26 protein-coding genes are annotated in these 25,853 nt (G+C 46.7%); 9 read left to right on the top strand and 17 right to left on the bottom strand.

From position 1 onward, the window contains the following. Positions 1-37: 37 nt before the first annotated feature. On the bottom strand, positions 38-499 hold the full coding sequence (locus MHI37_RS02280; protein WP_076337054.1) for a cupin domain-containing protein: 462 nt from the start codon (positions 497-499) through the stop codon (positions 38-40). A gap of 213 nt (positions 500-712) precedes the next feature. On the opposite strand from MHI37_RS02280, the gene MHI37_RS02275 reads away from it, so the two are divergent. The 6 genes from MHI37_RS02275 to MHI37_RS02250 all read left to right on the top strand — a co-directional run bounded on the left by MHI37_RS02275 (position 713) and on the right by MHI37_RS02250 (position 6,701). Then, positions 713-1,387, top strand: coding sequence for a response regulator transcription factor (locus MHI37_RS02275; RefSeq protein WP_076337053.1), 675 nt, complete (start codon positions 713-715; stop codon positions 1,385-1,387). Positions 1,388-1,413: 26 nt separating this feature from the next. Then, positions 1,414-2,769, top strand: coding sequence for a HAMP domain-containing sensor histidine kinase (locus MHI37_RS02270; protein ID WP_256710525.1), 1,356 nt, complete (start codon positions 1,414-1,416; stop codon positions 2,767-2,769). A gap of 690 nt (positions 2,770-3,459) precedes the next feature. Beyond that, positions 3,460-4,374, top strand: coding sequence for an ATP-binding cassette domain-containing protein (locus MHI37_RS02265; protein ID WP_076337051.1), 915 nt, complete (start codon positions 3,460-3,462; stop codon positions 4,372-4,374). Further along, positions 4,371-5,099, top strand: a complete 729-nt coding sequence (locus tag MHI37_RS02260; RefSeq protein WP_076337050.1) for an ABC transporter permease — start codon at positions 4,371-4,373, stop codon at positions 5,097-5,099. The genes MHI37_RS02265 and MHI37_RS02260 overlap by 4 nt, the downstream gene beginning before the upstream one ends. Before the next feature lie 2 nt (positions 5,100-5,101). After that, on the top strand, positions 5,102-5,851 hold the full coding sequence (locus MHI37_RS02255) for an ABC transporter permease (RefSeq protein ID WP_076337049.1): 750 nt from the start codon (positions 5,102-5,104) through the stop codon (positions 5,849-5,851). A 97-nt stretch (positions 5,852-5,948) separates the two neighbouring features. After that, complete coding sequence (locus MHI37_RS02250) at positions 5,949-6,701, top strand: hypothetical protein (protein ID WP_076337048.1); 753 nt, start codon at positions 5,949-5,951, stop codon at positions 6,699-6,701. Positions 6,702-7,196: 495 nt separating this feature from the next. Here the strand turns inward: MHI37_RS02250 and MHI37_RS02245 are convergent, their stop codons facing one another. Continuing rightward, positions 7,197-7,553 (bottom strand): cytochrome c, encoded by a 357-nt coding sequence (locus tag MHI37_RS02245; protein WP_076337047.1) that lies wholly within the window; start codon positions 7,551-7,553, stop codon positions 7,197-7,199. Positions 7,554-7,905: 352 nt separating this feature from the next. On the opposite strand from MHI37_RS02245, the gene MHI37_RS02240 reads away from it, so the two are divergent. Beyond that, a complete protein-coding gene (locus MHI37_RS02240; RefSeq protein WP_256710524.1) occupies positions 7,906-8,046 on the top strand; it encodes a twin-arginine translocase subunit TatC in 141 nt (46 codons plus the stop codon). Between the two features lie 19 nt (positions 8,047-8,065). Continuing rightward, entirely contained in the window at positions 8,066-8,272 is a 207-nt protein-coding gene (locus MHI37_RS02235; protein ID WP_076337046.1) for a twin-arginine translocase TatA/TatE family subunit, read from the top strand. Positions 8,273-8,898: 626 nt separating this feature from the next. Here MHI37_RS02235 and MHI37_RS02230 read toward each other — a convergent pair. The 5 genes from MHI37_RS02230 to MHI37_RS02210 all read right to left on the bottom strand — a co-directional run bounded on the left by MHI37_RS02230 (position 8,899) and on the right by MHI37_RS02210 (position 16,134). After that, entirely contained in the window at positions 8,899-10,635 is a 1,737-nt protein-coding gene (locus MHI37_RS02230) for an ABC transporter ATP-binding protein (protein WP_076337045.1), read from the bottom strand. 72 nt (positions 10,636-10,707) lie between these two features. Next, the gene (fdhD, locus tag MHI37_RS02225) at positions 10,708-11,502 is read right to left on the bottom strand and encodes a formate dehydrogenase accessory sulfurtransferase FdhD (protein ID WP_076337044.1); all 795 of its coding nucleotides are present in this window, start codon (positions 11,500-11,502) and stop codon (positions 10,708-10,710) included. A 108-nt stretch (positions 11,503-11,610) separates the two neighbouring features. After that, positions 11,611-13,965, bottom strand: a complete 2,355-nt coding sequence (locus MHI37_RS02220) for an FdhF/YdeP family oxidoreductase (protein WP_076337043.1) — start codon at positions 13,963-13,965, stop codon at positions 11,611-11,613. A gap of 169 nt (positions 13,966-14,134) precedes the next feature. After that, positions 14,135-14,623 (bottom strand): translation initiation factor IF-3, encoded by a 489-nt coding sequence (gene infC, locus MHI37_RS02215; RefSeq protein ID WP_076337089.1) that lies wholly within the window; start codon positions 14,621-14,623, stop codon positions 14,135-14,137. 101 nt (positions 14,624-14,724) lie between these two features. Further along, positions 14,725-16,134 (bottom strand): MATE family efflux transporter, encoded by a 1,410-nt coding sequence (locus MHI37_RS02210; protein ID WP_076337042.1) that lies wholly within the window; start codon positions 16,132-16,134, stop codon positions 14,725-14,727. A gap of 164 nt (positions 16,135-16,298) precedes the next feature. On the opposite strand from MHI37_RS02210, the gene MHI37_RS02205 reads away from it, so the two are divergent. Further along, positions 16,299-17,183 (top strand): helix-turn-helix domain-containing protein, encoded by an 885-nt coding sequence (locus tag MHI37_RS02205; RefSeq protein WP_076337041.1) that lies wholly within the window; start codon positions 16,299-16,301, stop codon positions 17,181-17,183. A gap of 292 nt (positions 17,184-17,475) precedes the next feature. Here the strand turns inward: MHI37_RS02205 and MHI37_RS02200 are convergent, their stop codons facing one another. The 10 genes from MHI37_RS02200 to MHI37_RS02155 form a co-directional block, all read right to left on the bottom strand. Further along, positions 17,476-18,498 (bottom strand): DUF3137 domain-containing protein, encoded by a 1,023-nt coding sequence (locus MHI37_RS02200; RefSeq protein WP_076337040.1) that lies wholly within the window; start codon positions 18,496-18,498, stop codon positions 17,476-17,478. A 102-nt stretch (positions 18,499-18,600) separates the two neighbouring features. Next, on the bottom strand, positions 18,601-19,323 hold the full coding sequence (locus MHI37_RS02195; RefSeq protein WP_076337039.1) for a metallophosphoesterase: 723 nt from the start codon (positions 19,321-19,323) through the stop codon (positions 18,601-18,603). Positions 19,324-19,537: 214 nt separating this feature from the next. Further along, positions 19,538-19,756 (bottom strand): hypothetical protein, encoded by a 219-nt coding sequence (locus MHI37_RS02190; RefSeq protein WP_076337038.1) that lies wholly within the window; start codon positions 19,754-19,756, stop codon positions 19,538-19,540. A 234-nt stretch (positions 19,757-19,990) separates the two neighbouring features. Continuing rightward, complete coding sequence (locus tag MHI37_RS02185) at positions 19,991-20,962, bottom strand: acyltransferase (RefSeq protein WP_179090217.1); 972 nt, start codon at positions 20,960-20,962, stop codon at positions 19,991-19,993. Beyond that, positions 20,908-21,174 carry a hypothetical protein gene (locus MHI37_RS02180; RefSeq protein ID WP_144023683.1) on the bottom strand — a complete coding sequence of 89 codons (267 nt, stop codon included), beginning with the start codon at positions 21,172-21,174 and terminating at the stop codon, positions 20,908-20,910. Before MHI37_RS02180 ends, MHI37_RS02185 begins: the two co-directional genes overlap by 55 nt. Before the next feature lie 112 nt (positions 21,175-21,286). Beyond that, a complete protein-coding gene (locus MHI37_RS02175) occupies positions 21,287-21,799 on the bottom strand; it encodes a copper amine oxidase N-terminal domain-containing protein (protein ID WP_179090216.1) in 513 nt (170 codons plus the stop codon). A 34-nt stretch (positions 21,800-21,833) separates the two neighbouring features. Further along, complete coding sequence (locus tag MHI37_RS02170; RefSeq protein ID WP_076337035.1) at positions 21,834-22,490, bottom strand: hypothetical protein; 657 nt, start codon at positions 22,488-22,490, stop codon at positions 21,834-21,836. Positions 22,491-22,643: 153 nt separating this feature from the next. Next, positions 22,644-23,183, bottom strand: coding sequence for a VanZ family protein (locus tag MHI37_RS02165; protein WP_076337034.1), 540 nt, complete (start codon positions 23,181-23,183; stop codon positions 22,644-22,646). 883 nt (positions 23,184-24,066) lie between these two features. After that, positions 24,067-24,999: a stalk domain-containing protein gene (locus MHI37_RS02160; protein WP_076337032.1), complete on the bottom strand. Its 933-nt coding sequence runs from the start codon at positions 24,997-24,999 to the stop codon at positions 24,067-24,069. A gap of 98 nt (positions 25,000-25,097) precedes the next feature. Further along, on the bottom strand, positions 25,098-25,811 hold the full coding sequence (locus tag MHI37_RS02155; RefSeq protein ID WP_076337031.1) for a hypothetical protein: 714 nt from the start codon (positions 25,809-25,811) through the stop codon (positions 25,098-25,100). Positions 25,812-25,853 lie beyond the last annotated feature (42 nt).

Below are 25,853 nucleotides of genomic sequence, written 5' to 3'. Positions count from 1 at the left end.
ATCCCTCCTTGGATGGCTCTTTCTGCATCATGTATAATTAACGCTTTATCAGTTTAAAATCATCGTAATGAAAACCTGGTGCTACGACACAAGAAACGAGTACAGGCTCATCGCCCAGCACACGTGACATCTGCCATTCATTAGCCGGGACGAGCGCCTGCGGCTGATGGCCCGCAAGTACGTCCGGTCCGACAATAATTTCTTTTCTTGTCTCTGGTGCTGCTTCCGTTCCTCCTAAAGTGAGAACGAGTGGACTGCCGGAATGCCATAGCCAAAGCTCGTCCGAATAAACGGTGTGCCAATCGGAAAACTCATCCGGGTGCAGCAAAAAATAGATAGAGGATGCCGCAAAGCGTCGTCCTGAATAGGGAGCGCCCAGCACCTCCTGCGGTATTTCAAAGCCAGCCTTCCATATCTCCTTGTACCATCCGCCCTCTATATGCTGCTTCAAACCAAGCGACTCCACGAGCGGCGACAGCTGTTGTACTGATACTCCCATCCATTTCAACCTTCTTTCTCTCTATTGCGCGCATAATGTTTATAGATATGTTATTCATTCTATAACGCATAGCTCATATCGTCAATTCATTAAGCATGTAGGAATAGAAGGAATTTATGCCTCGCTTGGCTATCCTCATAGCTCTAGCTTATAATCGAACCATATTAGAAATCCTCGCCAATACATTGTATTGAAGAAAGGAATCATTCAAACATGAATGCACCACTGTTATATATTGAAGATGATCATGAAATCGGAAGCTTTGTTTGTCAGCATTTGCAAGAGCAAGGATACGAGGTTCATTGGCAAAAAAGCGGCGAAGGAGCGGTCCTGTCTGCAGCTGGCTGCAGACTCGTTATTTTGGACGTTATGCTGCCAGGGCTTGACGGCTTTACAATCGGACAGCGGCTTAAGAAGGCTGCACCGGATATTCCGATTCTTATGCTTTCTGCCCGTACATCGATCGATGATAAGCTGCAAGGCTTGCAGTTCGCAGACGATTACCTTACGAAACCCTTTCATCCCGATGAATTAACTGCTCGTATCGAGGTGCTGCTCCGCCGTACAGGTTCGCGAAATGCTGAGCCGTTAGCCATTAAGCACTTGCTTGTACATGAGCAGCAAAACCGCATCGAAAACCGAGAGACGGGAGAAGAAATTCCACTTACGGGCAAGCAGTTTCATATTTTCAGCTATCTGCTGCGCCACTTGGGGCAAATTTTGACGAAAGAACAAATTTATGAGGGAGTCTGGGGAGAAGCCTTCATCGAGGGAGATAAAACGCTCATGGTACATATCCGATATCTACGGGAGAAAATCGAGAAAAACCCCGCAGCACCGGAAATTATCGAGACCGTACGCGGCATCGGCTATCGGGTACGCGCATGAAAAGCCTCAAGCAGCGCTCTAAAGGTTTGAGATTTCGCCAAACCTTATTGTCCCGCTACCTGTTGATCATCCTATTTGCCTTTTTATTTATCCCGATTATATTCCCGCTGGCTTCCATTCTGTATATTATCATCCAAGAAAATGCACCTCACAATGATTCCAACTATTTAAAGTATGGAAGCAGCAACGAGATTACGGCGATGTGGCATGAACAAGCCAAACAGCTGAACAACACGGATGGCGCTCTCATCGACAGCAAGCTGCAAGAGCTGAAGGAGAGCTATCCAGAGGCCTCCTTCTTCTGGGTTGATGCAGCTGGCTCATCTAGGCTGCAGCTCCCGCAGCAGGAACAGCTGCCAGAGCATTGGAATGCCGCAGCCGCCATTCAGTTTATGAAGGATAGCACTGGCAGTGATCCCTTCACAATCGTCTCCTTTCTTGGAGCTGATCATGCCGGTCCAGCCTTCATGGTCATGCAGCTGCCGCGCTCTATTATCCAGCTAGAGCAGCCGATTGGCTCAGGGACGCCTTTCTATATTGCATTCTTATTTCTGATGCTGGCCTTCTTCTTCCTGGTATCCCTGCTTTTCTTCCGCAGCATCCGCAAGCGGCTGCTTGGTTTGCAGACGGCGATGACACTGCATGGAGACAACGGGTTGCCAGTGCCCATTATATTGAAGAAGCAAGATGAAATCGGACAGCTGGAGCTGGCCTTCAACGACATGGTCGTGCAGCTGCGGGACAGCAATGAGCGAGAGCGGGCAGAGGAAGCGCTTCGCAAGCGGCTCATCGCCAACCTATCTCATGATTTGCGTACGCCGTTAACTGTTATGAACAGCCATCTTTACTCTATGAAGAAGGAGGCCCTCAGCGCAAGCGGGCAAGCTTCTATCGTGCAATTAGAACAAAAAATTTCCAGTATCGACAGTCTGATTGAAAACCTGCTCTCCTACACGCTAATGACCAGTGGTCGTTATCCGCTCAAACTTGAGCAGGTAGATTTACTTCGCTTGGTGCGCGAAAGCGCCGCAGCCTGGTATCCGCTCTGGGAGCAGGAAGGTATTGCTGCCGAGATTGAGCTTCCTAGCGGTCCGATGCTGCGAGAGGTTGATAAAGCGGGATTCCGCCGGGTACTGGATAATTTGTTTCAAAATGTGACCCGACATGCAGCAGACGGCAGCTTCATTGGGATAACGGTGGAGACACAGCAGCAGCGAGCAGCCATCATAATTCGTGATCATGGCACGGGGCTTTCCGATCATTCTTCCAGCAGTGGCTATGGCATTGGACTTGCCATCGTCGATTATCTTCTCAAGGAGATGAAGCTCGACTGGCGCATGGACAGCAGCGAAGCCGGCACAAGTATTTATATTTTTTTGTAAGGAGCTGCGCGAGAAGATCATTCTGAAGGGTCGCTTCGCGAGTAGATCATTCTTACGATCGCGGTTGCAGCCAGATTCTTTGATTTCCTAAGACATTTAAAGGTAAGAATATGGCTGCAAAGGCGAACACTTCGTTTCTCCAGAACGATCTTCTCGCTTCGCTTACACTGCATTTTTCAAAAATATAGGACAGTATATCATTTCGCCATACTTTCTCTATAGTTCTCGTAATGAAACGCGCTGGCGCCGTCAAAGGACGGCGACAGCCGTTTCACCTTGGTTCAACTGATATAGATGGAATTTCTCCATCTAAATTTAAGGAATTTTAGCTTGTTTTGGCATCTAGATGGGATTTCTCCATCTAATTCCAAGGAATCAGCCGAAATCCAGGAGAAACAGTAGAATTAACGGGACAAATTCCATCTATTTCATACTGCGAAGCGAATAACGTTATTTTAGCGGGAGAAATTCCATCTAATATTCATTGTCAGGCCAATTGATTATCCAAGTATTGAGATAAGGAGATATGGGCCCCTCCCCTTTGGCGGGAACGTGGGTGAATAGATCTATTTATTAGATCTAAAAGTTACTGGATAATCAACAGGCCTGCTCTTTTTTTAAACAAAATTTAAACTTGGGCAGCCTCTCCTTTAACCTGCATCCGTTAATGTAGGTAATGAGGTGATTAACGTGAATGATTGGATAATCGAAACAAAGGCACTAAGCAAGCGTTATAAGGGACGTTATGCGGTGTCCAATCTTAATTTAAAAATCGCAAAAGGTGATATTTATGGTTTCCTTGGGCCAAACGGCGCGGGTAAAACAACGACGATCCGCATGCTGCTTGGATTAATCAAGCCATCGAGCGGATCTGTCCATATTTTCGGTCAGCCGCTTAGCAAAGAAAGAATCTCGATCCTGAGCCGCATCGGCTCTCTTGTCGAATACCCCTCGTATTACGGACATTTGAGCGCGATTGATAATCTTGAGGCAATCCGCAAAATTATTGGAGCGCCTGCTGCCAGAATTGCTGAGGTGCTGGACATTGTTGGACTGGCCAAGGAAGCGCGCCGCCCCGTCAAAGGCTTCTCTCTAGGCATGAAGCAGCGATTGGGCATCGCTAGCGCTTTGCTTGGCAATCCAGAGCTGCTGCTGCTCGACGAGCCAACTAATGGACTGGACCCTTCAGGCATATTGGAAATTCGCGAGTTAATTAAAGAAATGCCCAAGCAGCATGGCATAACTGTGCTTATATCGAGTCATTTGCTTAGCGAGGTTGAGCTGACGGCTGGAACGGTCGGGATCATTCGGCAGGGTGAGCTCGTTTTTCAAGATACGATACACAATTTGCATCAGCAGGCACAGGGCAGCATGTCACTTGTTGTATCTAATCCAGAGGCTGCGCTGGCCATGATGCGGCAGAATGGCGTTACAGCTATGCAAAAAGGGGCTGCTTTACTGCTGGAGCAAACAGACGATCACGCAGTCGCACGCATTGTGAAAAATCTCGTTGAACGTGATCATGCCATTTATCGTGTCGAGGAAAAACGAAAGTCGCTAGAGGAGCTCTTTCTCCAAATTGTCGGGGAGGGAGTGCAGCCATGATGCTCAAGGCGCTGTCGTCTGACTTCCTGAAAATACGCGGCAAGGGGCTGTGGTTTCTCATCTTCCTTGGACCGATCGGCTTGATTGCCATGCAGGCGCTCAATTTCGGCCTTCGTTATGACTATTTAACACAAAGATATGCGGGGAGACTGTGGGAAACACTGCTCGCAGACATTCAAATATTCGTCCCGATCTCGCTTTTTCTCGGCATTACCCTTGTCGCTTCGCTGATTGCCCATATTGAGCATAGTACGAACGCCTGGAAGCTGCTGCTGGCGCTGCCGATCTCGAAAGGCACCGTATTTTGCTCCAAGCTTGTGCTGAGCATCCTTTTGCTTACCCTATCCTGTACAGTGCTTGCGACCTTAATCGCTGTGCTTGGGCTATCCCTACGCTTCCCGCTCGAGACGATGCCGATAACAGCGATTTTGCAGCTTAGCTTCCTGCCATTCGCCGCTTCTCTGCCAGCATTGGCGCTGTTTCTATGGCTATGCACGGCTCTTAAAAACCAAGCCATTCCCATTACGCTTGGCGTGCTGATCGCTATTGGCTCTGTGTTTACAGGCTTGATATCCGGTCCATTGTCCAAATGGCTCCCGCTCAACTGGCCGATGTTCGGCTATATTGGACCGCAGCAGGAGCTGTTCGTAGGCGCAGGCTTTGCAGCCTTCTGCATCATTAGCCTCTTTGGCTTCCTCCATTTCATCCGAAAGGATGTGAGCTAAATATGAAAGGTTTTGTTCGACTAATCGCTTCAGAACGGTTAAAGCTGTCCAAGTCCTTCATCTGGATACTCGTCCTGCTTAGCCCGCTCGTGTCTCTTGCTATCGGAATATTCCTATCCCTTGAGTCATTTGGCGCAGCCAGTCCAGCTGAGGAATATTCCATCCTCGTTTCTTCAATGGCCGCCTTCCATGCGATGCTGTTTTTACCGATTCTAACGGGGATTCTTTCCGCCTTCGTTTGCAGATACGAGCATACTGGCGGTGGCTGGAAGCAGCTGCTTACGCTGCCTGTATCTAGAACAAGTCTTTATCTTGCAAAATTCAGCGTAGTCGCGATACTGCTTGCCGTTACGCAGCTGCTGTTCCTTGGTGCTGTCGTCGTGTCAGCAGCCTATCAAGGCATCGATGGCGGTGTGCCGTGGCGCACGCTGTTGATAGGAGTCGGGAGCGGCTGGCTGGCCTGCCTTCCGCTTGCAGCATTGCAGCTGCTTGTGTCCGTAAGCTGGAGCAGCTTCGCAGCTCCACTGGTCATTAACGTCATGCTCACCATTCCAAATATGCTCATCGTCAACTCGGAACGCTTCGGACCCTACTATCCTTGGGCGCAGCCTATGCTTGCCATGCTAAGCTTCGGAGATGAAACATTCGGCGCCTTCGCGCTGCCGCTCGAAAATTTGCTCATTACGGTCATGGGCAGCTTTATTTTGTTCCTTGCTATCGGCCTTCTCTATTTCAAGCGCAAGGAGATGTAGCGGCGGGTACTATGAAAGATAGAACTACTGCATGGTTTCATATATACCATATACTTGTTGAGCAGGGAGGCATTACGAAGAGAAGAGGTCAACGGATATGAAACAAAAGCTATTTTTTGTCTTAGTCGCCATTACCAGTTACTTTGCAGGTGTACTCGCCTATCTTTCTTATTTGTCGATTGTCTACGATCAGGGACTTGGGAGTGAGTCGAGCAAATTCATCGGCTGGACGCTCCCTCCCTTTTTATTTCTAATATTACCTTTTTACACGCTCATGTACCGGTGGAGAAAAACAGCGATCCTGCTGAGAGCTGCCCTGCTTATTGGATTAAGCGTTGTGGCGGCTGTCTCCGTCCCCTTGCTAATGGGCCTTGGAATCGGTCCGTTCCGAAGCCTCTTTTCACCAGAGATCGGGTTATTCACCCTGCTCTTTGCAAGCTCAGCACTCGTCTTTACCCTAGGCTCCGTTATCGCTGCCAAAGGGCGAGGCTATATACTTTTCACACTCGCAGCGCTAATTATAATCATCCTCCCCATCCACACCTTATCTTCTGAAACGGAGAAAAGCAGGCCCATTATTCACAAAATACCGCAGAGCTTTCATGGTACGGTCGTCATTCATTATGGAGAATCCGACTATCCTCCTATTCCAAAAATTAAAGGATACGAGGTCATTCGAATTTCAGAGAGCGGCAGTTATAGAACCTCAAGCCCACGGCCGCCTAGAGGCATTCGTCATGTTCTTGTGGATGAGAAGGGAAATGAAATACAGCCTATCTCGATTCCAGGCGAAACATTCAAGCTTGGTATTACGCCAGATATTAAAATCAGCGAGTACGAGGTGCCCTAACAAAAGTCACCTCTTTCTTTTCTTGAAGCATTGCAATACCGCGGACAAGCTAAGCTGGATGATATAGAATAATTGAGACAGCAGTCTCAACAAGATGAGGAAGTACCTCATGTTTAAAATATCGGAGCTTTTTCAATGGCCTCCCGGCACTACACTGCACTTTGTACAGTAGATTTGATGTTACTACGCTAGCTTCTGACGTACACTGCACTTTTTACAATTGATTTCCTATTTTAGGGTGAAAATTATCCCTTAGACGTTAATTCTGCTGCAATATTACATTGTAGTGGTTGGAATCAGCAGTTATGTGAGGTTTCTGTTGCAAAAAGTACAGCGTAGGTTGCCGGGCACTAGCTATAGCTATGCTAATGCGTTGTTTCGTGGCAGTATTCATCTGCTGCCCGTAGGCGACATTTGAACTTAAGCGCATTCAGCAAAAGAAAGAGGAGCAGACTGCTCCTCTTTCTGCTATTCCACGCATAAGTCGTGCTTCAATTACGATTTTTTCTCAGCTAACCAAGAGGAGAGTGCAGCAATTTCCGCATCACTAAGCTGTCCTTTGTAAGCTGGCATGCCGTTGCCGCCATTTTCAATCTGTTTTTTAATCTGATCCACAGACATAGCAGCGCCCACCGCTTTCAAATCAGGCCCAACGCCGCCGGAAAGATCCACCGCGTGACAGCTCACGCAGTTATTGGCATACACGGTCTCCGCTGCTGCTGTATTAACCGTAGTTCCACCATTATTTTCGGCAGGAGGCTTCTTATCGTTTGTTTTGTTGCCGCCGCAGGCCGCCAAGCCTATCGTTAATGCCATGATGGCAATCCATAATAATCCTTTGTTTTTGAGCATCGGTTATATTGCCTCCTCCTAAGTTGAGATTATTTAATACCGTTCCCCAAACCATCTGGCATATGTATCACATTCCATAGATTTTCAGACAAGGTGAAACGGCTGTCGCCGTCCTTTTGGCGGTGGCGCGTTTCATTCCGGAGAAATATAGAGACAGTATGACGAAATGATATACTTTCCTATATTTTAAGGAAATCCAGCGCATAAAGGCACTTGAACTGGTTAATATAATGAAATATCAAAGAAGTTAAATAGATATAAGCTTGTACTTGCGAGGTGGTTTCGTGGATTTGCAGGGTGATTTGGCCAATCACTTGACCGAGCTTAGGAAAAGGCTGATCATCGTTATCGGTTGTTTCTTGTCGGCGTCGCCTTCGAAATGCCGCTGATCATCCTGTTTCCTACAAAAATAGGACTGCTAACTCCTGAGCGATTGAACGGCTCACGTAAATACGCTTATGTCGGTCTGGCCGCCGTTCCAAACCCAACTTGAACCAAAAGGAGACTTTCACATGTTAAACAACATTGGTGTTTCAGGGCTAGTCATTATTTTGATTATCGCGCTCATCGTGTTTGGGCCAGCTAAGCTTCCTCTGCTCGGCCGGGCATTCGGTGATACACTGCGTGAATTCCGCAGCTCCACGCGCGGCATTATAGATGATGAGCCTAGTAGCGCAGCTCCATTAGCAAATAAAGATGACATGAGAGAGCAAGCGTAATCTCACAAATTCAGCTCCATACAGCTTTGCGATCCAGAATAACAGGATTTTCTCCTGAAAATTCTACGATAAGTACGCGATCCAATTCATTACATGGAAATACTACCGTTAAAATATACACTTACTCCTCAAACCAAACCTATAGCTCGAATTAACCAGAGTAACTCCTCCTAAAACCGAAGTGAAATACATCAAGACGTTAGGGAATGAGATGGAATATCTTTATATGCGAAACGACACCAGCTTTTATCTCAAATAGCAAATAGTTATTTTCGTTATTTTGGTCATCGCTGATTGCGTAGGCATACTCCTCAGACTCTGTTCGGCCGTCCTTCGCAATTTCTATATTCGGATAGGCTTCTTTGTTTCGTTCGTTATGAAGCTCGGTGCCTCGTTTGTTGTTCGTATGATATCTGAGCTCTGCTTCTGGCAGCTAACGGTGACAATAGAACTTGTAATTAAAAGCAGCAGCATGCTCCGTACAAGTAATCTTTTCATACTCCCACCACTTAACTATGTAATTTTTTACATTTATTCTATTCAGACGAAATTCACAACAATTTGTTACATTATCACATAAAGAAGGCTGCCGACCCCAATGGATCGACAGCCTGACAGCCTACTCTTTATTCAACTGTAATCGTTTCTCTGTTTCCAAACTGCGCATGGTGCAAACGACTGTAGATGCCGCCTGCGGATACGAGCTCTTCATGACGGCCCTGCTCGGCAATGCCGTCCTCGGTTACGACAACGATCCGATCCGCGTTCTTGATCGTTGCCAGACGATGCGCGATCACTAGCGTCGTCCTGCCTACCGAAAGCTCAGCAAGCGATTGCTGAATCGCTGCTTCCGTTTCCGTATCAAGCGCTGATGTCGCTTCATCGAGAATAAGGATCGGCGGATTTTTGAGGAACATCCGCGCAATGGCAAGGCGCTGCTTCTGTCCGCCGGACAGCTTCACGCCGCGTTCACCAACAACGGTATCCAGCCCTTGCGGCTGGGCACCTATGAACTCCTCAAGCTTCGCTCTGCGAGCGGCTTGCCAAATATCCGCCTCTGATGCGCCGAGCTTGCCGTAGCTAATATTTTCACGAATCGTCCCCGCGAATAGAAATACATCCTGCTGTACGATGCCAATCTGCTTCCGCAGCGATACCAGCTTCAGATCACGTGTGTCATAACCATCAACCGTAATGCTACCGCCATCGATTTCGTAGAAGCGCGGCAGCAGGCTGCAAAGCGTTGTTTTGCCAGCGCCGGAAGGGCCTACGAAAGCGATCGTCTCGCCTGCACGAATCGTGAGATCAATATTTTCAAGCACCTTCGCTTCTCCTTCATAACCAAACGTAACATTCCGGTACTCGATATTTCCGATTAAGCGATCCACCTCGACCGCATTCTGCTTGTCTGCCACATCAGGCTCCGTTTCCAGCAACTGCACATAACGCTTAAAGCCGGCAATTCCCTTCGGATAGCTTTCAATGACCGCATTAATTTTTTCAATTGGTTTAAAAAAGATGTTCGTTAGCAGCACAAAGCTAATAAATTCACCATACTTAAGCTCTCCCTTAATAACAAACCATGTGCCTGCAATCAACACAAACACAGATACGAGCCTCATCAGCATGTACGTAATAGACGAGTTCAAGCCGATAATTTTGTAGGAAATCAGCTTCGCTTCCCGGAAGCGCAGATTGTTGACCTTGAACAGCTTTTTCTCATGGCTTTCGTTCGAGAAGGCCTGTACGACACGAATACCACCGACCGTATCCTCCACGCGTGCATTAAAATCAGCCATATCCGAGAACAACCGATTCGCTGCTTTGGTCATTTTGCCATTGAACAACAGCACGAGCCAAATAATAATAGGAACGATAACAAACGTTAAAATAGCTAATTCCAAATTAATATAGGCCATAATGCCGAAGGCCCCAATGAGCGTCATTACCGCAATAAACATATCCTCCGGTCCATGGTGGGCGACCTCTCCGATTTCGAACAAATCATTCGTAAGCCGCGAGATCAGATGGCCCGTCTTCGTATTATCGAAGAAACGGAACGAAAGCTTTTGCACATGATCAAACAGCTTCTTCCTCATGTCCGTCTCAATATTAATGCCGAGCATATGCCCCCAGTAGGTAACTACATACGACAATAAAGTATTAATGATATAAACAATTAACAGTATCGCGCACACTGTAACAATAAGTCCCCAATTCTCGTCCGGCAGCAATGTGTCTATGACATAGCTGACCCCCAGCGGGAAGCAAAGCTCAAGAATAGCAAGCACTACCGCACAGCAAAAATCGAGCATAAACAGTTTTTTGTAAGGCTTATAGTAAGCAAAAAATCGTAAAAGCATCGTCGGCTCCTTCTTCTTATGTAGTGAGAATCATTTTCATTAAATGATATATAATAGCTTCCACACTGTCAATCATTTCCCAAAATCAATCCGTTCATGATGCGTATACACATTCATCTCCCCGCCTCGTATAAAACCAACACAGGTAATGCCTAGATCCTCCGCCAAGCGCAGGGCGAGATCCGTTGGCGCTGACTTGCTGAGCATAATTCCGCAGCCGATCTTGGCAGCCTTCAGCACCGCTTCCGAGGAGAGTCTGCCGCTGAAGGCGATGACTTTATCTGAGGTGCGAAGCCGGCGCAGCAGGCAGTAGCCAAATAGCTTATCCAGCGCATTGTGCCGCCCAATATCCGTCCTTATCGCAAGCAGCTCCTCAGGCGTTCCAATCGCTGCATTATGAACGCCGCCTGTGCTGCGAAACTCAGGAGAGCTCTCCTGCAGCTCACGCATGAAGCGAATACATTGCTCTGGCGTTATACGCGTACGTGTCATGATCGTTTTGGCAGTCAGCATATCGTTGTGAAAATAAAACTGCCGACTCTTGCCGCAGCAAGAGCCAATAAACCGTTTGGCATAGTGATCATGGCTAAGCGTGTGCTTATGCTCAAGCTCTATGTAGGCCATGCCGGTATCCTCATGAATATTTAACGACCTTAACTGCCCTGCCGCACGTATGACGCCCTCGGAAGCGAGGAACCCAATGATAAGCTCCTGCAGGTTCGATGGCGAGCATACCAAGGTAGCAAATTCTTCGCCGTCTAGCTTTAGAGTTAACGGAAATTCCGCAGCAATCTCATCCTCCAGCTCCAGGGGCATACTGCCGGCGTATTTGAGAATGCGCCATTGTGTCGTATTGGAAAGCTCCATAAAACCGCCCCTCTCCTTGCAATTACACGCACCTTCTCCTGCATCTGCACTCACATTCGCAACTCTACCTCTCACCTACACCATCCTACCTGCGCTCCAACCTCCTCCTCATGCCGGCGGCTCAATTTCCAGCTCTACAATACGCTTCTCCACATATTTTGTATCTTTAAAAGCATGGTAAGTGTCGGCCCGCTCCACGATCACCGATGCATTGTACTCAGGTATGCCCGCAAGCGGCTCGTATACGCCTCTTGGGAATAAGCTGTTGCCCTCCGGCCAATACAGCTCGATATTCCCCCTCGCAATATCCTCCCGCTTCGCTCTGCCATGGAAGCTGCCGCTGCGGTTATATACCACAATCGCGTCACCCTCCTGAACCGATAGCTCGGATAGGTCAGCTTCATTCATCAAAACGTCATATCGGCCTGCAGCGTTGAAAGCATCCTTCTCCCCATAAATCATCGAGTTGAACTGCTTGCCTCGACGAGTTGTCGCATAGAAATGACCTTCGGGCTTGCGCAGCTCCGGAAGCTCAATAGGGAGCAGGCTGCCACGGCCATCAATGGTCGGACAGAAGCCGCCTTCACATAGCCACGCCCCTCCCCACTGAAAGACGTCGCCTTGGTTATGCAGCAGCTCAATCCCTACGTAATTTGGAGAGGCTAATGCAATCTCCCGCCTAACCTCATCAGCATCCTTAAACTTAATGGCTGCCTTAAGCTCAGGACGAATGCGAGCAGCCAAATCCGCGTAGATCTGCCACTCCGCACGCGCCTCCTCCATTCGCGGACCGGCAATCGTTGGCGAATAATAAACCATTCGCTCCGTCGAGGTCGAGGTCCCGCCTCCTGGCTGCTCATACCTTGTCATAGCAGGAAGAACGATTACCTCTTCCGCAGCATCGAGCAAAGTGGAGCTGTTCAGCACAATGTCCTGATGAACCCTCATATCAACAGCCTCTAAGCAGCTCCTCACAAAATCAGGGTCTGGCATCGTCTCGACAAAATTACCGCCCGATGTATAGAACAGCTTCAGCTTTCTTTCGTGCTGCTCAGGCAGCACGGCATTCTCCAAAGACACGCCGACAATATCCCCCTGCCAAGCCGGCAGCTCAAAGCCCCAAAGATCCTCAATACGGCGGATATCCTCACCTTTGAACTCCCCGCCAGGCAGACTGAACGGGTCTGCACCCATTTCGCCTGAGCCCTGAACCCCGCTATGACCGCGAATCGGCATCAAGCCGCAATGCTCGCGACCGAGGAAGCCTCGCAGCAGCGCAAGATTGGCCACCTGAGAAATATTGTCCGTACCAAAGCGATGCTGCGTCAGTCCCATACTCCAGACGAACACGCCAGTACTCGCTGCCGCAAGCACGGAAGCGAGCTCGCTCATCCGCTCTCTTGTCAGACCGGATGACTTCTCCAGCAGTCCCCACTCCTGCTTCTGGATATGCTCCTTCAGCTGCTCATATCCATTCGTATGCGCATGAACAAAAGCATGATCGATCGCAGAGCCCGGCTCCTGCTCCTCCATCTCGAACCAGCTCTTCATAACGCCGTGCATAAGCGCAATGTCCCCGCCAATATTCACCTGATAGAAATCATCGGCAAGCTTCGTGCCGAAGAGCGCCGATTCCGGAATAGACGGAATCCAGTAGCCCTCCATCGCTGGCTCGCGATAAGGATTAATGACGATAATTTTTGTACCCTTGCGTTTGGCTGCGTACATATACTTGGTTGAAACCGGCTGATTGTTCGCCGCCACGCTGCCCCAGAATACGAGTACATCCGTGCCGATCCAATCCTTGTAATTGCATGTAGAGGCGCCTACGCCAATAGAGCGCTTCATCGCTGTTTTGGATGGCGAATGGCAAATCCGCGAAGCATTATCAATATTATTGGTGCCAATGAGCCTTGCTGCCTTCGCAGCCACATAATACGATTCATTCGTTATGCCTCGTGCTGTTAAATAGAAAGCAAGCTGCTTCGGATCAATCGCCCGCGCTTTCTCTGCGATACGATCCAGCGCATCTTCCCACGAAATTCTTCGAAAGCTGCGCTCTCCTTTGCTCCGAATTAAAGGGTACGGCAGTCTGCCCAGCTTCCTTAATTGCGTACTATCGAGCCTCCGAAGCTCATCAATATCAGAGTGAAGCACAGTCTCCTTAATTGCAGGCATCGTATTCAAACGCAGAACATTAAGCCTTGTGGTGCAAAGATGTGGGCCGTCCAGCGTTTGATCGTATAAGCCGGATACGCCAAGCGCACAGCCATCGCATACCCCTTGCGTTAGAATCCGATAGGCGTACGGCAAATTGTCTCGGTTGTCCCATGCAACCTTAAGCGTATCGCGAATATGATGCGGCTTGATGCGTCCAAGCCCGAAGGGCGCTTTGCTCACCCACAGCTTCGGATCGGGGCGTCGCGGCAGCTTTATGGGGCCTGTGTGCATAGTTTTCTTCATAAATGATTCACCTCATAGCTAGTCATTATGAAACAAATACGATGATCGGACGGTTAAGCTTATCGCTCAAAGAAAGGTAAGCGCATACATACATGATGACGCCACCTTTATCCTCCATCCATACAATTCTACAGCGAGCATGACGCAATTCGCTTCGCCTGCGCAGCCGCTAGATAGGCAGCACCTGCACTGCTGCTTGCTTTCCGCTGACTTGAATACCGGACTGCTTCTTGCCGCTGTCCGCCAAATCCTTCAGCATACGCTCCAGCAGCTCCTTTGCCTTCGGCCCTTCCTTTCCTTGAATCTTCACCACAAGCTGTACCGCATTGCCAGAGCTGAGCAGCTTCGCGGATTGCCGCAGCTTCGTATCATAGTCATGCTCCTCAATATGCGGAGTTAAGCGAAGCTCCTTCACCTTGCTCGGCTGATCCTTTACCTTCGCACCGCGTTTTTCTTGATCCGCCTGCTGCTTGGCCTGCCCTTTGGCAACCAGCTTGCACGGCGGCGGACTGCTCATCAGCGAGGTGCAGACCAAATCCACTTTCAGCTCCCGCGCCTTTGCCAGCGCTTCATCGCGCGAGACAATGCCGAGTTCCTCGCCGCGCAGTCCTGTTAGGCGCACTTCTGAAGCTCGTATCTTTTCATTCATAATGACCATCGATGCCATAACTACATATCGCTCCCTTACTGTATATACGGCAAACAGCAGCCTCTAATAACTAAGCCGCTGTTTATTCCTTCTACTAGTATACTCTTTTATTACGCATCAAGGACAGACGCTTTATGCATCGCTCCACCTGTACCGTCCGCTGCTATCGCCTTGGCATCGGCTTCATGACGTTCTGCTTTGCGCAGAAATTTCTTGCCTCTCCAACGAATCAGCGACAGTGTTCCTCGAATGTATTCATCCAAGATCATGCAGGCATAAATGCCGATTAAGCCCCAACCGAGCTCGATACCGACAAAATAAGCGAGCCCCGTCGCCACCAGCCACATAGAGAACACAGACGTCCACATCGTAAACCGTGTATCTCCCACGGCATTAAGCGAATTACCAAGCGCCATGTTGACCATTTTGCCCGGCTGCAGCAGCAGGTTCATACCTAGAAGCGATACACCAAGCGTAATAATTTCCTTATTGTCTGTAAATATGCCGAGCAGCTGCTTCCCGAACATAAAGATAATAAACGCATTAACGGTTACGATAGCAAGACCGATCCACATCGCTCGAAAGGCAAGACCATATGCCTCCCTCAGCCTGCCCGCTCCGAACAAATGCGCAATTTGAATTTGCACCGCCAGCGCAATGGAGTAGCCCAGCATGAAGCAGAATGATTCGAGCGTATTCATATAGGTTCGCGCGGCCAGCTCATTCGAGCCGAGCATGGCGAGAAACGTAAAGATAAGCAGCTGTGTAAATACCCAGCAGGACATATTGACGCCGAGCGGCCATCCAATGCGAACAATATCGCCGAACAGCTTGCGATTAAACACATTAAGATCACGCAAGCTAATCGTGCGCTCGAAGGAGCTGAGGAACATAATGAACAGCACGATAGTTGCGAGCAAGCGGCATAGCACCGTGGAGATGGCAACGCCCATCAAGCCCCATTTTGGAAAACCGAACGCCCCGAAAATAAAAGCATAGTTAAAAAACACATGCACCACATTCATGCCAATCGCCGTATACATCGGACCCTTCGTATTGCCTGTATTGCGAATGGCCGTACTCAGTGCAGACATTAACGCAATGAGCACCATACCGCCGCCGACAATAGATATATAGGTTTTCGCCATAGGGATCAACTGCTCTGGAAGCTGAAGCATCGAAGCAATTTCTCCTGGAATTAGAAATAGCAGTACACTCAGACCAAGGCCGATAATCCCACTCACATTTACCGCCATAATCGCAATCGTACGTGCATCCTCGTTGTTTCGCGAGCCGATTTTTTGGGCAATGAGAATACCCGCTCCGCTCGCAACCGTAATAAACAACGTGGTTAAAGCTTGAAACAGCTGATTGGAGAAGCCAACAACCGCAACCGCGTCATCTGAAATTCGGCTTACCATTAATGTGTCCGCCGCGCCAAGCAAAAACTGTAAAAACAGCTCAATAAATATAGGCCATGCCAACATCCAGAGCGATAATTTTTTGTGTGATAAAGCCATTCAAGTTTCCCCCTGCACTGACCGCCATCAAGCAGCCCGTATCTGTTGTTCGATCATGAATCGTCATTACAAATTATAGATGCTATACTGAGCATAATGTATCAGTTTTACAACGCAAACTATAACGATTCAAACTTCGATCATACAAGGAGAACACAAGGGCTATGACCATCCTTCATCTGACCGTTCCACCGCTGCCCCACTATATAATCGGAGGTTATGCGGTAGCCCCGACCGGACGCAAGCATCCGAGCAGGCGCAACATTGAAGTGTTCGATCTGCTTGTAGTCACCAGCGGCTGTTTATACCTTGGCGAGGAAGCACAGGAATACGAAGTGAGCGCAGGGCACTCACTTATTTTAAGACCGGATGCTTATCATTATGCTACGCGTGCCTGCCAAGAACAAACAGGCTATTATTGGATTCATTTTCAGACGCTGGGAAAGTGGGGCTTGTCCGATCAATCCCTTTCAGCTGAGCCCGCTGAGCCGAAAGACGAGAACATATTTGCGTCCAACAAGTACACTACACAAACCTTCACGAAGCAGCTGCCTCAATTCGCCAAGCTGCTGCAGCCCTCGAAGATGGATAATCTTCTACGCCAGCTTGTCCAGCTTAATATGAACGATCATATCCCTAGCGTAAAATGGAAGCAGCAGCTTGTGTTTCAAGAGGTTATCGAGCATCTATCGGCCTCCATGGAGACAGCGGGTCCCTCACCCTCCGCCCTTTGCGCAGAGCAGGCCGCCTCCTATTTGCGTGAGCATTACCAGGAGGATATAACCGCGCAGGAGCTTGGGGAGAGCATCAACTTTCATCCTGTCTATATTGCCAGATGCATGCAGAAGGAGTTTGGCTGTGCGCCCTTCGATTATTTAATGCGATTCCGCATCGAGCGGGCAAAGCTTCTGCTGCTGCAGACTGACCTGCCCATCGCTCGGATTGGTGAAGAGGTGGGCTTTAACCACGCCGCCTACTTCACCTCCTGCTTCGCCAAATACGAGGGCATATCGCCGCGCAAATACCGACAGCGCTTCTCTCATGGGTAAAATTGCTGCCATGAACATTTTCCCGCTATACTCTGCTCATAAAAAAGAACGGCTCCCGCTAAGAGAACCGTGCCTTCATTAAATTTTCTGTTTTTTAATAGCCTCTCGGAATTAAATGGACAGAATTAGGGGATGAATTAAAAACAATGGATGCACTCCAATCGCGAGTAGGTAAACACTAATATGGCGCCTTCCGTCCGCGGAATGAAAAAAAAGGCCGCGTCACAAAGACGCAGCCAATGATTCTACGATATGATTAAAAAGTAACGAGTTCTGATAAATCGTCGTCCTTTTATTTCTGTTTCCGAATTCTATCATTCAAATCAAGATCCTCGATGATATGGAAGAAAACAGCCATCTCATCGTAAACATTTCTCAGATCATACTCGCCATGCTTCTTCTTAATGCCACTATCAATAAAGTTTTTTTGCGACCATACAGCAACAAACATAGAAGAATGATGGAATGAGATCATCATCGGGCTTGAATATCTTTTACAGAAATCAAGCATCTGAGCCATTAATGATGGGCTTAGAATACTGTGTGCTTCAGCTTCGTTATCTGTACGAACAGTAAAATACTGATTAAATTCAGCATGTTCAAGCTCAATCGCCTTTGCCCTCTTGCTGGTTGTCGAAGCAGCTTTTTGCAGCATTTTACCAAAAAACCGACCCGCAGTGCTAGTAGACTTCAAAAAGTTTGTCTCTATTACTGTTAGGCCAGAAAACTCCCTTTTGAAATCAGCTATGAATAATACTCCTTTAAAAGCAAGATCTTTTTGGTTTGTAGTATAACCATCTGCATCAGAGAAACGATTCTCTATCGTGATTTTCAATTCAGACATATGGAATTCGGTTAAGCCATATTTTCCTTCAAAATAATCCTCACCGGTAATATGTCTGTTTCCGAACACGAACAGCTCGCTCGCATCAATCCATTCATCGCTAATTCGAGCATTATGTACATAATTACAATATTTTTCATACTCATCTGTTTCGTAGGGCAGCTTGGCATACTTAAGCATATTGTCTGCAAAGGCTCCAATTGTTGCTTGCTTTAGCTCCGCATTGTAGACGGCTCTCCCTTTACGAAAAACTCTAAATGTATACCACAAGGAAACGAGCCATAAACCAATAATAAAAATCGTTAGAAGAGAGTATTCCACATTTAGAAATGTAACCATCAAAATAATCGTACAAATTAGAAATAAAGCAGCCGCCCTAAGCAGCTTTTGATTCGTTTCTGCTTTGATATGATTCAGTTCATCATATGGTAGGCTGACATTAGTCATTGCTTGTTCATAAGTGGGAAGCATGAATCCATTTCTCCTTTAAGGACTATTTTTAGTTATATCGGCTTTTATTGTTCCTTATTAGAGACTAAACCCCTTTTTAATCCAAAAATGATGATTACTCACTCAATCCTTACTCTCTATACTCACATACGTATATTCCTGTTGCTCGCTAATGATTAAAGCATTTAGCTGGTACCCGAACTTGATACCGCCATCGATACCGATCATTTGTTTCCCAAACCAAGGATCAAATTGTTTCGAATGATGCAGCCTAGCGGTTACCTCATGTCCGAATACAATCTTTTTAAAGATAGGCAATATCCCATCATGAGCATGGAATTTCCCCCTTATCCAGCGATAATCCTTGGTAGAAGTATGGCGCCAATGTGATAATTGCGGATCAATACCAGCATGTACATAAATATGGTGTTGATCTTCTATGAAATATTTTAAATTGCGAAGAAAATGTATGTCAGTTGCGTACTTCTGCTTAATAAAACTTCGTGCCTTCACATCATCCGACTCATCCTCATACCAAGGACAGAACGAACGAATGGTTTGCATGCCTCCATTACGGGCTGACGTATAGGGAGAAAGGATATAATCTTTATCATCCAGCCAATTTAAAAACATATCGTCATGGTTACCGCCAATTGCACTTACCCCATTTAATTTAGCCAATCCTCTCACATACTGCACAACTTTAAGAGACGAAGGCCCGCCATCTACATAGTCGCCAAGCAAAACAAGCCGATCATGAATAGCGTTGTACTGAACCATATTGAGTAACGCAACGAAAGTCTGATAATAGCCATGAATGTCTGAAATAACGATGGTTCTCCTCATACGAATACATTGGCCTCCTGATCAGCTCAACTACTTTCCTTTAATTGATGCTGAGATATCATGTTACCATTCTAGAACCATAACACCTTGAAAATCAATGCAAATCGCAATGTTTAATAACAAAATAAACCGGACATTATCTACGGCAGGCCATAGGCGCCGTAAGAAATCGTAGAAGGTACCGACGCTGGGAAGATCGTCAAAGGCGAACCCCCTAAGAACGCAGCAAGGAAGCAGGATCGCGTGGAAGTGGACCGCGATCGGCATAAGAGTCATGAAGAAACGTAGTGATGGATGAGAGATCAGCCTGCCATAGCTTAAGTGCAAGCTGCCAATCCTTAGGGATAAGAACGAGACCCGTGCTGTAATGTGTGCGAAGTTGCCGAAGAACAAAGGCTTGGTAATCGGTGTGTGGAACAAGAACAGGTTTCAAATCGATGCACTCCAATCGCGAGTAGGTAAAAAAAACCCTTTACACGCGTTTTTGGAAAAATAAAGGAAAAGTCAAGGGTATTTTAGAGAAAATAGCTAAAAGTTTCTATAATGTCCCCCATGATCAAATATGGAATTAAAGAACAAAATCCCCCTACTGCGTAGGAGGAAAGCAAGTTTGATGGTACGAGGAATCCCTTGTCCCATCTGCCACTGCGAATGCCGAGAGGCTATTTTATAAATTGGAGGATACACGGGCTCCGTGCTTGTCAGCAGCTGTATTCGTTTTTTTTCCCCAGCCCGTTAACCACTTGCCTAAACGAATGGATGGCAGCTCAATGAAATAGTAGCTTAGCGCTGCCATTCCGAACGAGGCAACAAAGGCGAGTATGACGATAAATGTTGTTTCCAGCTCGCTATTCAGCAGATGAACGAGCGACAACAGCACAATCATATGATACAAGTAAAGGCTGTATGAGATTTTTCCCAAAAAAAGTAATGGTTTTCGCTGTAGATGCCTGGATAAACGTACAGAGGATAGCGCTGCAACAATAAATATCGAAGCGCCTATAGCCGTCATCCAATCGCCGCCGTGCGGCATGAGCATATCATGGAAATCTTCGCCATAACCGATCCATTTGAACGAATAGAAGCAAAGTCCGATAACAAGCAGCAGCATGAGCCGCCAACCTTTTATTCGAGAAAATGCTGACTTCAGCTCTTTCTGATATTTTGCAAGCAGCGCACCTATAATAAAGAAGGAGGCATAATGCAGCGAGATCACAAAGTTTGTCATATATCGTGTCTCAACATTTTCGAGCAATATTTCCGCACCAATGGATAAAGCAAGAGCTAGCGGCAGACCCAGCTTCCAACTGCTCTTTACAATGATAAACATAATAAACGGGAATAATAGCGAGATGCGCATTTCATGAACGAGCGTCCACAGAATCGGGTCGTATCTCGTCGTATTGTAGTTCCCAACAAACAGCAAATGATGAATGATCGAGCTCACATTCGGAGGGATCACCCACATATTATTATAATAGCTCGTCAAGTTCGTCAGCTTCGACACGTAGACGATTTCCCTCATTAATATGGCGATAAGCAAGGCAGCGAGGAACGGAAAGTAAATACGGCAAATTCGCTTAACTACATATTTCGAATACGATTGCTGACGATTGCTGAAGAACGGTAGGGAAAGCACGAAGCCGCTGAGCAAAAAAACATAATGACCGCTTCATGACCGCCCCATACCGCATGCAGCGGTGTGTATTTAAATAGGTTAAGCGGGTAATCTAGAAAGCCGAGATCGGAAGTATTTTGCGCAATTGGCGCAAACACCAATAAGAAATGGCCAATCATAACGGCAAGTGCCGCCAATCCTCTAAGTGAATCTAATTCCTCATAGCGCTGCAAGCTCCAATTCCCCCACATTTACCGAATCTACATAATATCTAGACGATTATAAGGGATAGCAGACCACTTTGTCCTTAACTATTTTCTTACGCCGCCAGGAAGCAAAATAAGATCACTTAGAAGCTGCTATAGGCAGCTTTAAAACGACACAGCTGTCCGCGGGATCCCACTCGACAGCCGCACCAAGGGCTTCTGAAATAAACCTGACAGGCACATACGTTTTACCCTGATAAGACGTTGGCGCTGCATTCATTTTGAGATTTTTCCCGTTCATTACAGCCTTTGTATCATATACCTTTATCTCTAGCACTTGTTTGCCATAAGAGATCGTAATCTTGTCGTTAACATAGTTAACCTTTGCGCCTATCGACTCGAATAATACACGCAGCGGCACGAGGGTGACCCCGTTCATTTGGATGGGACCGGGATTCGAAGCGACATACGCACTGTTAATTTTTAATGACAGCTGTCGCGTTGCTGGCTGCGCGTCAATCTTGGTTCTCAATTTGTCCGGCTTCCCGCTATAAGGCATATTACGACGATTACCCCATGTCCAAACGATGCCATCCTTATCCAAGGCAGTACCGCTATTTAGGGCAATGGCATGCTGAACAATGTTCTTCAAGGGCTGTATCCGCTGTACCGATCCTTCCACCCAATCAGATTTGCCCCATACTATGCATGCCCATATCCGTGAAGAAGTCAGTGATGCCATACCGTTGAACCGTCTTCCCATCATTCATCAGCACCATCAAGCTTTGCAGTGAGCTCCGTATGGCCAGCACATTCTCAAGCGCGAATTTAGGAAGGTTTGCTAGATCGATATCTGCTCGCGATCCTTCGCTGGGAGAACATGAATGTACTTGATTATTTTGAAAATCAGGTCTCATAAGTGATACATAGCACAGGCTTCCCCATACGTATAACTGCCCCTTATCATTGAGAGCCATATTCGCAGGCCCTACGCTAATATCCGCAATATTAGACAGCTGTTCGATACGTTTCGGACGATCGGCAGGGTTAGCACCCCAAGCCCATACGTCTCCATTTGCAGTAAGAACAAGATTTCCTGATATTTTTACAGCACCTTCAATTCGCGGACCTCTAACTGCAGGCTCGTTGCCAGTCATTATCCATATCGTTCCGTCCTCTTGCAAAGCATAGTACTGCTCAGAATAGCTTCGATCATCAATGTCGATAATACCGGTCAAAGGGATATCCTTAATGATTTGAGCTTTCGCTCCGTGCACAAAACCTTCGTTCCCTAATGACAGGAAAGACATAACAACGATTAGCAAGGTAAGGGCCTTTTTCACTCGCAGTCCTCCGAATTAACAATTTATGTAACCAATACCATCTAGACGCATAATGGTTTGAAAAGTTGCTATTAGAGATCGATTAAGAGTCAGGCTCGCAGCCAAAAAAAAGCTGCTGCTCAGCCGATGATATCGTTTGAACAACAGCTTTCTTTATAATCGATATGAGGACCGTTTCCGTGATCGCAATCGCCACAATCTCACCAATCCCAAAATACATAAACAGACAAGCAATCCTACACATCCACCGGCAAAATCAAGCACAATATCTGTCGCGCTGCCCGTACGCTCATCAGAGCCAAGCTGGTTCCACTCGTCCAAAGCGGGAACAGCTATCGCTACTAATAGCGTAATAACCATCGAAATGAACCAGCGGCCGCGGCTCAGAGCACGCAGGAACATATAAAGCATGGCAGCAAATACTGCGTATACAAACAAGTGCGCACCTTTGCGAAATAAGAATTCAATAAAGCTATATGGCCGATCGTGAGAATTAACGACGCTGGTTCGATAAGTAATCGTAACATCAGGCAGCCAGCTTACAAGCTGTTCATAGCTAAAATGACTGCGAAGAAAGGGCTGAATACTTTGCTGCTCATACGTCTGAGACGAGAATAGGAACAAGAGCCCGAGCCATCCAACAAGCAATAATCCCCATAAAATAGTTGGCATCCACTTATTCGTTTTATTCAATTTACTTGCACCTCCTGCAATGCCGCTTGCTTTCCCCCTTTCTATCATACGTGAAAATAGCCAGCATAAAAAACTGTCATATGACAAAAAAGATGACAACGATCACTATTTTACAGCTGAAAGATCAACTATAGTATTATGATACACTTTCAGCAGACGGAAAAATAATAGTACAAATATCCTGTTATTATTATAGTCAATAAGACTAAAGTTTGGTATTATAACTAAATAAGAACTAAAGCGAGGAGATCCCTATGTCCAGTTATTTAATGTTTACCGAATTATCTACACCTTTAAAAATATTTGGCATACGGCTATTCAAAGATGAGAACGGGGATTATTGGTATAAGTATAGAAACAATAAACGTAAACGCCTCTTTAAATAACATAAGAATCTCCTAACAATAGAGAGCGTGACTCACATTTCATCTCATTCTCACAGCTTCTATTAAAGCGTAAACAATCATAACAATTTAATACTCGATCCAGAGCTTGACTCGCCCCTAACACCTCTTCAGCATGATAAGACTGGCTCAACAACAATTTTCCGACCATTTCCTGCCGAAGCATCTCTATCATTCGCTCTAGCTGTTGCTTATTTAGGATATTATCTTTGATAACTGTTCACCCTTCCCATAGGAAGCAGCCTCTTTAAAGAATAATCAAGCAATCATTGGATAAGACTAATATTGCTTCATGGATTCTATTCAAAGGTGACTTTGCTAAGCCACACTTATTTCATCTGCGCTGCTGTATGATTGTAAATTTGTTAATAATAGTAGTTTAACGTAAAAATTAGGACTTTGGTAGTGTCTTTACTATCAAAAAAAAAGACAATAGAGAAGTCGATGCAACTTCACTACTGTCCCTTTTTTTTGTGTTTTTAAGCTATGCCCTCCGCAAGAGCTCTTCCTGCTTCCAGCTCTTTGTTGAAGGTATCACGGTAAGTAGCAATAATATCCGTGCTATATCCGTTTGTTGTCAGCTTAGCTGTAGCATCTGACATAATCGCCTCAAACTTTACAGAGCAATTGTTCAGCTTCTGAAGCCCTTTTTCCTTAATGCTAGGTTGATCCACAGCACTTGCCGCCAGGTATTGAAGACCAATATCCGTCAGAGTCGCCCAGCAGCTTTCTTTCAAAGCAGCAAGCTTTAATTCGGTATCTGCTGTAATTTGCTCATAAGTCGGTTTAACCACTCCGCCGCCTGTTCCGCCACTGCCAGCATTACCAGTAGTACCACCGTCGACGGCGCCTCCACCTGTTCCTTGCCCAGCTCGATATGCAGCAGACTCTCCACTAACTGTCTTCGTAATAGGGTCAAAGCTAATCTGCGTCCCTACTGACTCAGACAAGAAGCGAATCGGCACATAGATAGAGCCTTTGTAGTTATAAATGGATTGCCCACTCGGCAAGGATGCCGTCTTCCCATCGAATACCAACGATGCCTTTACAGGCTGAATCGCAATTTCAACACTTGCCTGTGGCTTCTGGCTGCCCGCAGCTGCACTTTGAAGCTGCTTCTTCAGCGCAGCAAGCTCTTTCTCTGTCGGCTCTGAGACTGCAGCCTTCGCGCCATCCCAGTGCACAGATTTTTGCAGCGCGTAAGAGATATAACGGATTGGCACATAAGTACGTCCTTCATATATAAAAGAATACTGACCGTCAGGCAGTTTAAGCGCTTGTCCATCAAATTGCAGACCAATCTGCTGTGTCTTGACCTTGATTGTTGTCGTCGCTGCCGATACAGCGGCAGCAAATACGGAAGATAGCATCATAGCAACAAGAAAAATAGATAATATACGTGACTGTTTCATAGATCCTCCTCAAAATAATAGAACCATATAAGTTGAACTAGAAATTTACGTTTTGTACGCTGTGCGAGTAGATCATTTTTTAAATTCAACTTATATAGCTACTTAATCGAATTTACAATAGCAGCAAGCGCATCGGCTCTAGCCCCTGCCTTCGCATTCTCGTATTGCGAGCTCCAATCAGGAAAGGGCTGATCGCCTAGTTCGGCTGCTTTATACTCACTCTTGGCATTGCTTATCAATTCATTAAACTTTAAATCACAATCCGACTCTGCCGTTATGACCTTACTCAGATACTTGGACTGAATATCCGCAAGCGTAGCATCCTCATTACCACTCAGCTCATCCGTGATCTGCTGAATTAGACTTCTACTAGCTGCTTGGCAGGATGACTTCAGGTTATCTAGCTTGGCAGTGACCGAAGCATCAATTTCTTTCTTCTTCCGGGACTTCTCTTCTGAACTCGTGGCTGCTTTCTCCGGCTTCTGACCCTTGTCTACGTTATTAGACGCTTGTTCAGGTGTCAAAGTTGCAGTGGGAGTAGGCTGAATGACATCGTCAGGCTGAGTAGAAGGTACTAGCTCTGGGGCTAGCGTGGGCTCAGCAGCCGGTGTCTGTTCTATTTGATCAGCTGGCTCCTTTGTCGGAACCGGTGATTCCAATCCTTCGGCTGCCTCAGCCGATTCATTTAAACGTTCATTCAACTCATTCACTTGATTCAGCTTGGAATACAAGCTCGTACCACCATAGATCACAAGACCAATAATTACGACAGCACCTGCAAGAATAGCAAGTTTCATATTCCATTTTTTCATTGTTTTTGGTTCATATGTGCGGTTGCAAGAGCAATATCCACA

It is taken from the genome of Paenibacillus sp. FSL H8-0548 (assembly GCF_038630985.1).
Taxonomy (GTDB): domain Bacteria; phylum Bacillota; class Bacilli; order Paenibacillales; family Paenibacillaceae; genus Pristimantibacillus.
The sequence above is the reverse complement of the archived record's forward strand: the minus strand, read 5'-3'. Positions and strand labels throughout refer to the sequence as shown.

Bases quoted from the DNA above. Each gene is read 5' to 3' on its own strand.
- MHI37_RS02280 (WP_076337054.1), bottom strand. From the start codon at position 499: ATGGGAGTATCAGTACAACAGCTGTCGCCGCTCGTGGAGTCGCTTGGT.
- MHI37_RS02275 (WP_076337053.1), top strand. From the start codon at position 713: ATGAATGCACCACTGTTATATATTGAAGATGATCATGAAATCGGAAGC.
- MHI37_RS02260 (WP_076337050.1), top strand. From the start codon at position 4,371: ATGATGCTCAAGGCGCTGTCGTCTGACTTCCTGAAAATACGCGGCAAG.
- MHI37_RS02255 (WP_076337049.1), top strand. From the start codon at position 5,102: ATGAAAGGTTTTGTTCGACTAATCGCTTCAGAACGGTTAAAGCTGTCC.
- MHI37_RS02250 (WP_076337048.1), top strand. From the start codon at position 5,949: ATGAAACAAAAGCTATTTTTTGTCTTAGTCGCCATTACCAGTTACTTT.
- MHI37_RS02245 (WP_076337047.1), bottom strand. From the start codon at position 7,553: ATGCTCAAAAACAAAGGATTATTATGGATTGCCATCATGGCATTAACG.
- MHI37_RS02235 (WP_076337046.1), top strand. From the start codon at position 8,066: ATGTTAAACAACATTGGTGTTTCAGGGCTAGTCATTATTTTGATTATC.
- MHI37_RS02230 (WP_076337045.1), bottom strand. From the start codon at position 10,635: ATGCTTTTACGATTTTTTGCTTACTATAAGCCTTACAAAAAACTGTTT.
- fdhD (WP_076337044.1), bottom strand. From the start codon at position 11,502: ATGGAGCTTTCCAATACGACACAATGGCGCATTCTCAAATACGCCGGC.
- MHI37_RS02220 (WP_076337043.1), bottom strand. From the start codon at position 13,965: ATGAAGAAAACTATGCACACAGGCCCCATAAAGCTGCCGCGACGCCCC.
- infC (WP_076337089.1), bottom strand. From the start codon at position 14,623: ATGGTCATTATGAATGAAAAGATACGAGCTTCAGAAGTGCGCCTAACA.
- MHI37_RS02210 (WP_076337042.1), bottom strand. From the start codon at position 16,134: ATGGCTTTATCACACAAAAAATTATCGCTCTGGATGTTGGCATGGCCT.
- MHI37_RS02205 (WP_076337041.1), top strand. From the start codon at position 16,299: ATGACCATCCTTCATCTGACCGTTCCACCGCTGCCCCACTATATAATC.
- MHI37_RS02200 (WP_076337040.1), bottom strand. From the start codon at position 18,498: ATGCTTCCCACTTATGAACAAGCAATGACTAATGTCAGCCTACCATAT.
- MHI37_RS02195 (WP_076337039.1), bottom strand. From the start codon at position 19,323: ATGAGGAGAACCATCGTTATTTCAGACATTCATGGCTATTATCAGACT.
- MHI37_RS02160 (WP_076337032.1), bottom strand. From the start codon at position 24,999: ATGAAACAGTCACGTATATTATCTATTTTTCTTGTTGCTATGATGCTA.
- MHI37_RS02155 (WP_076337031.1), bottom strand. From the start codon at position 25,811: ATGAAAAAATGGAATATGAAACTTGCTATTCTTGCAGGTGCTGTCGTA.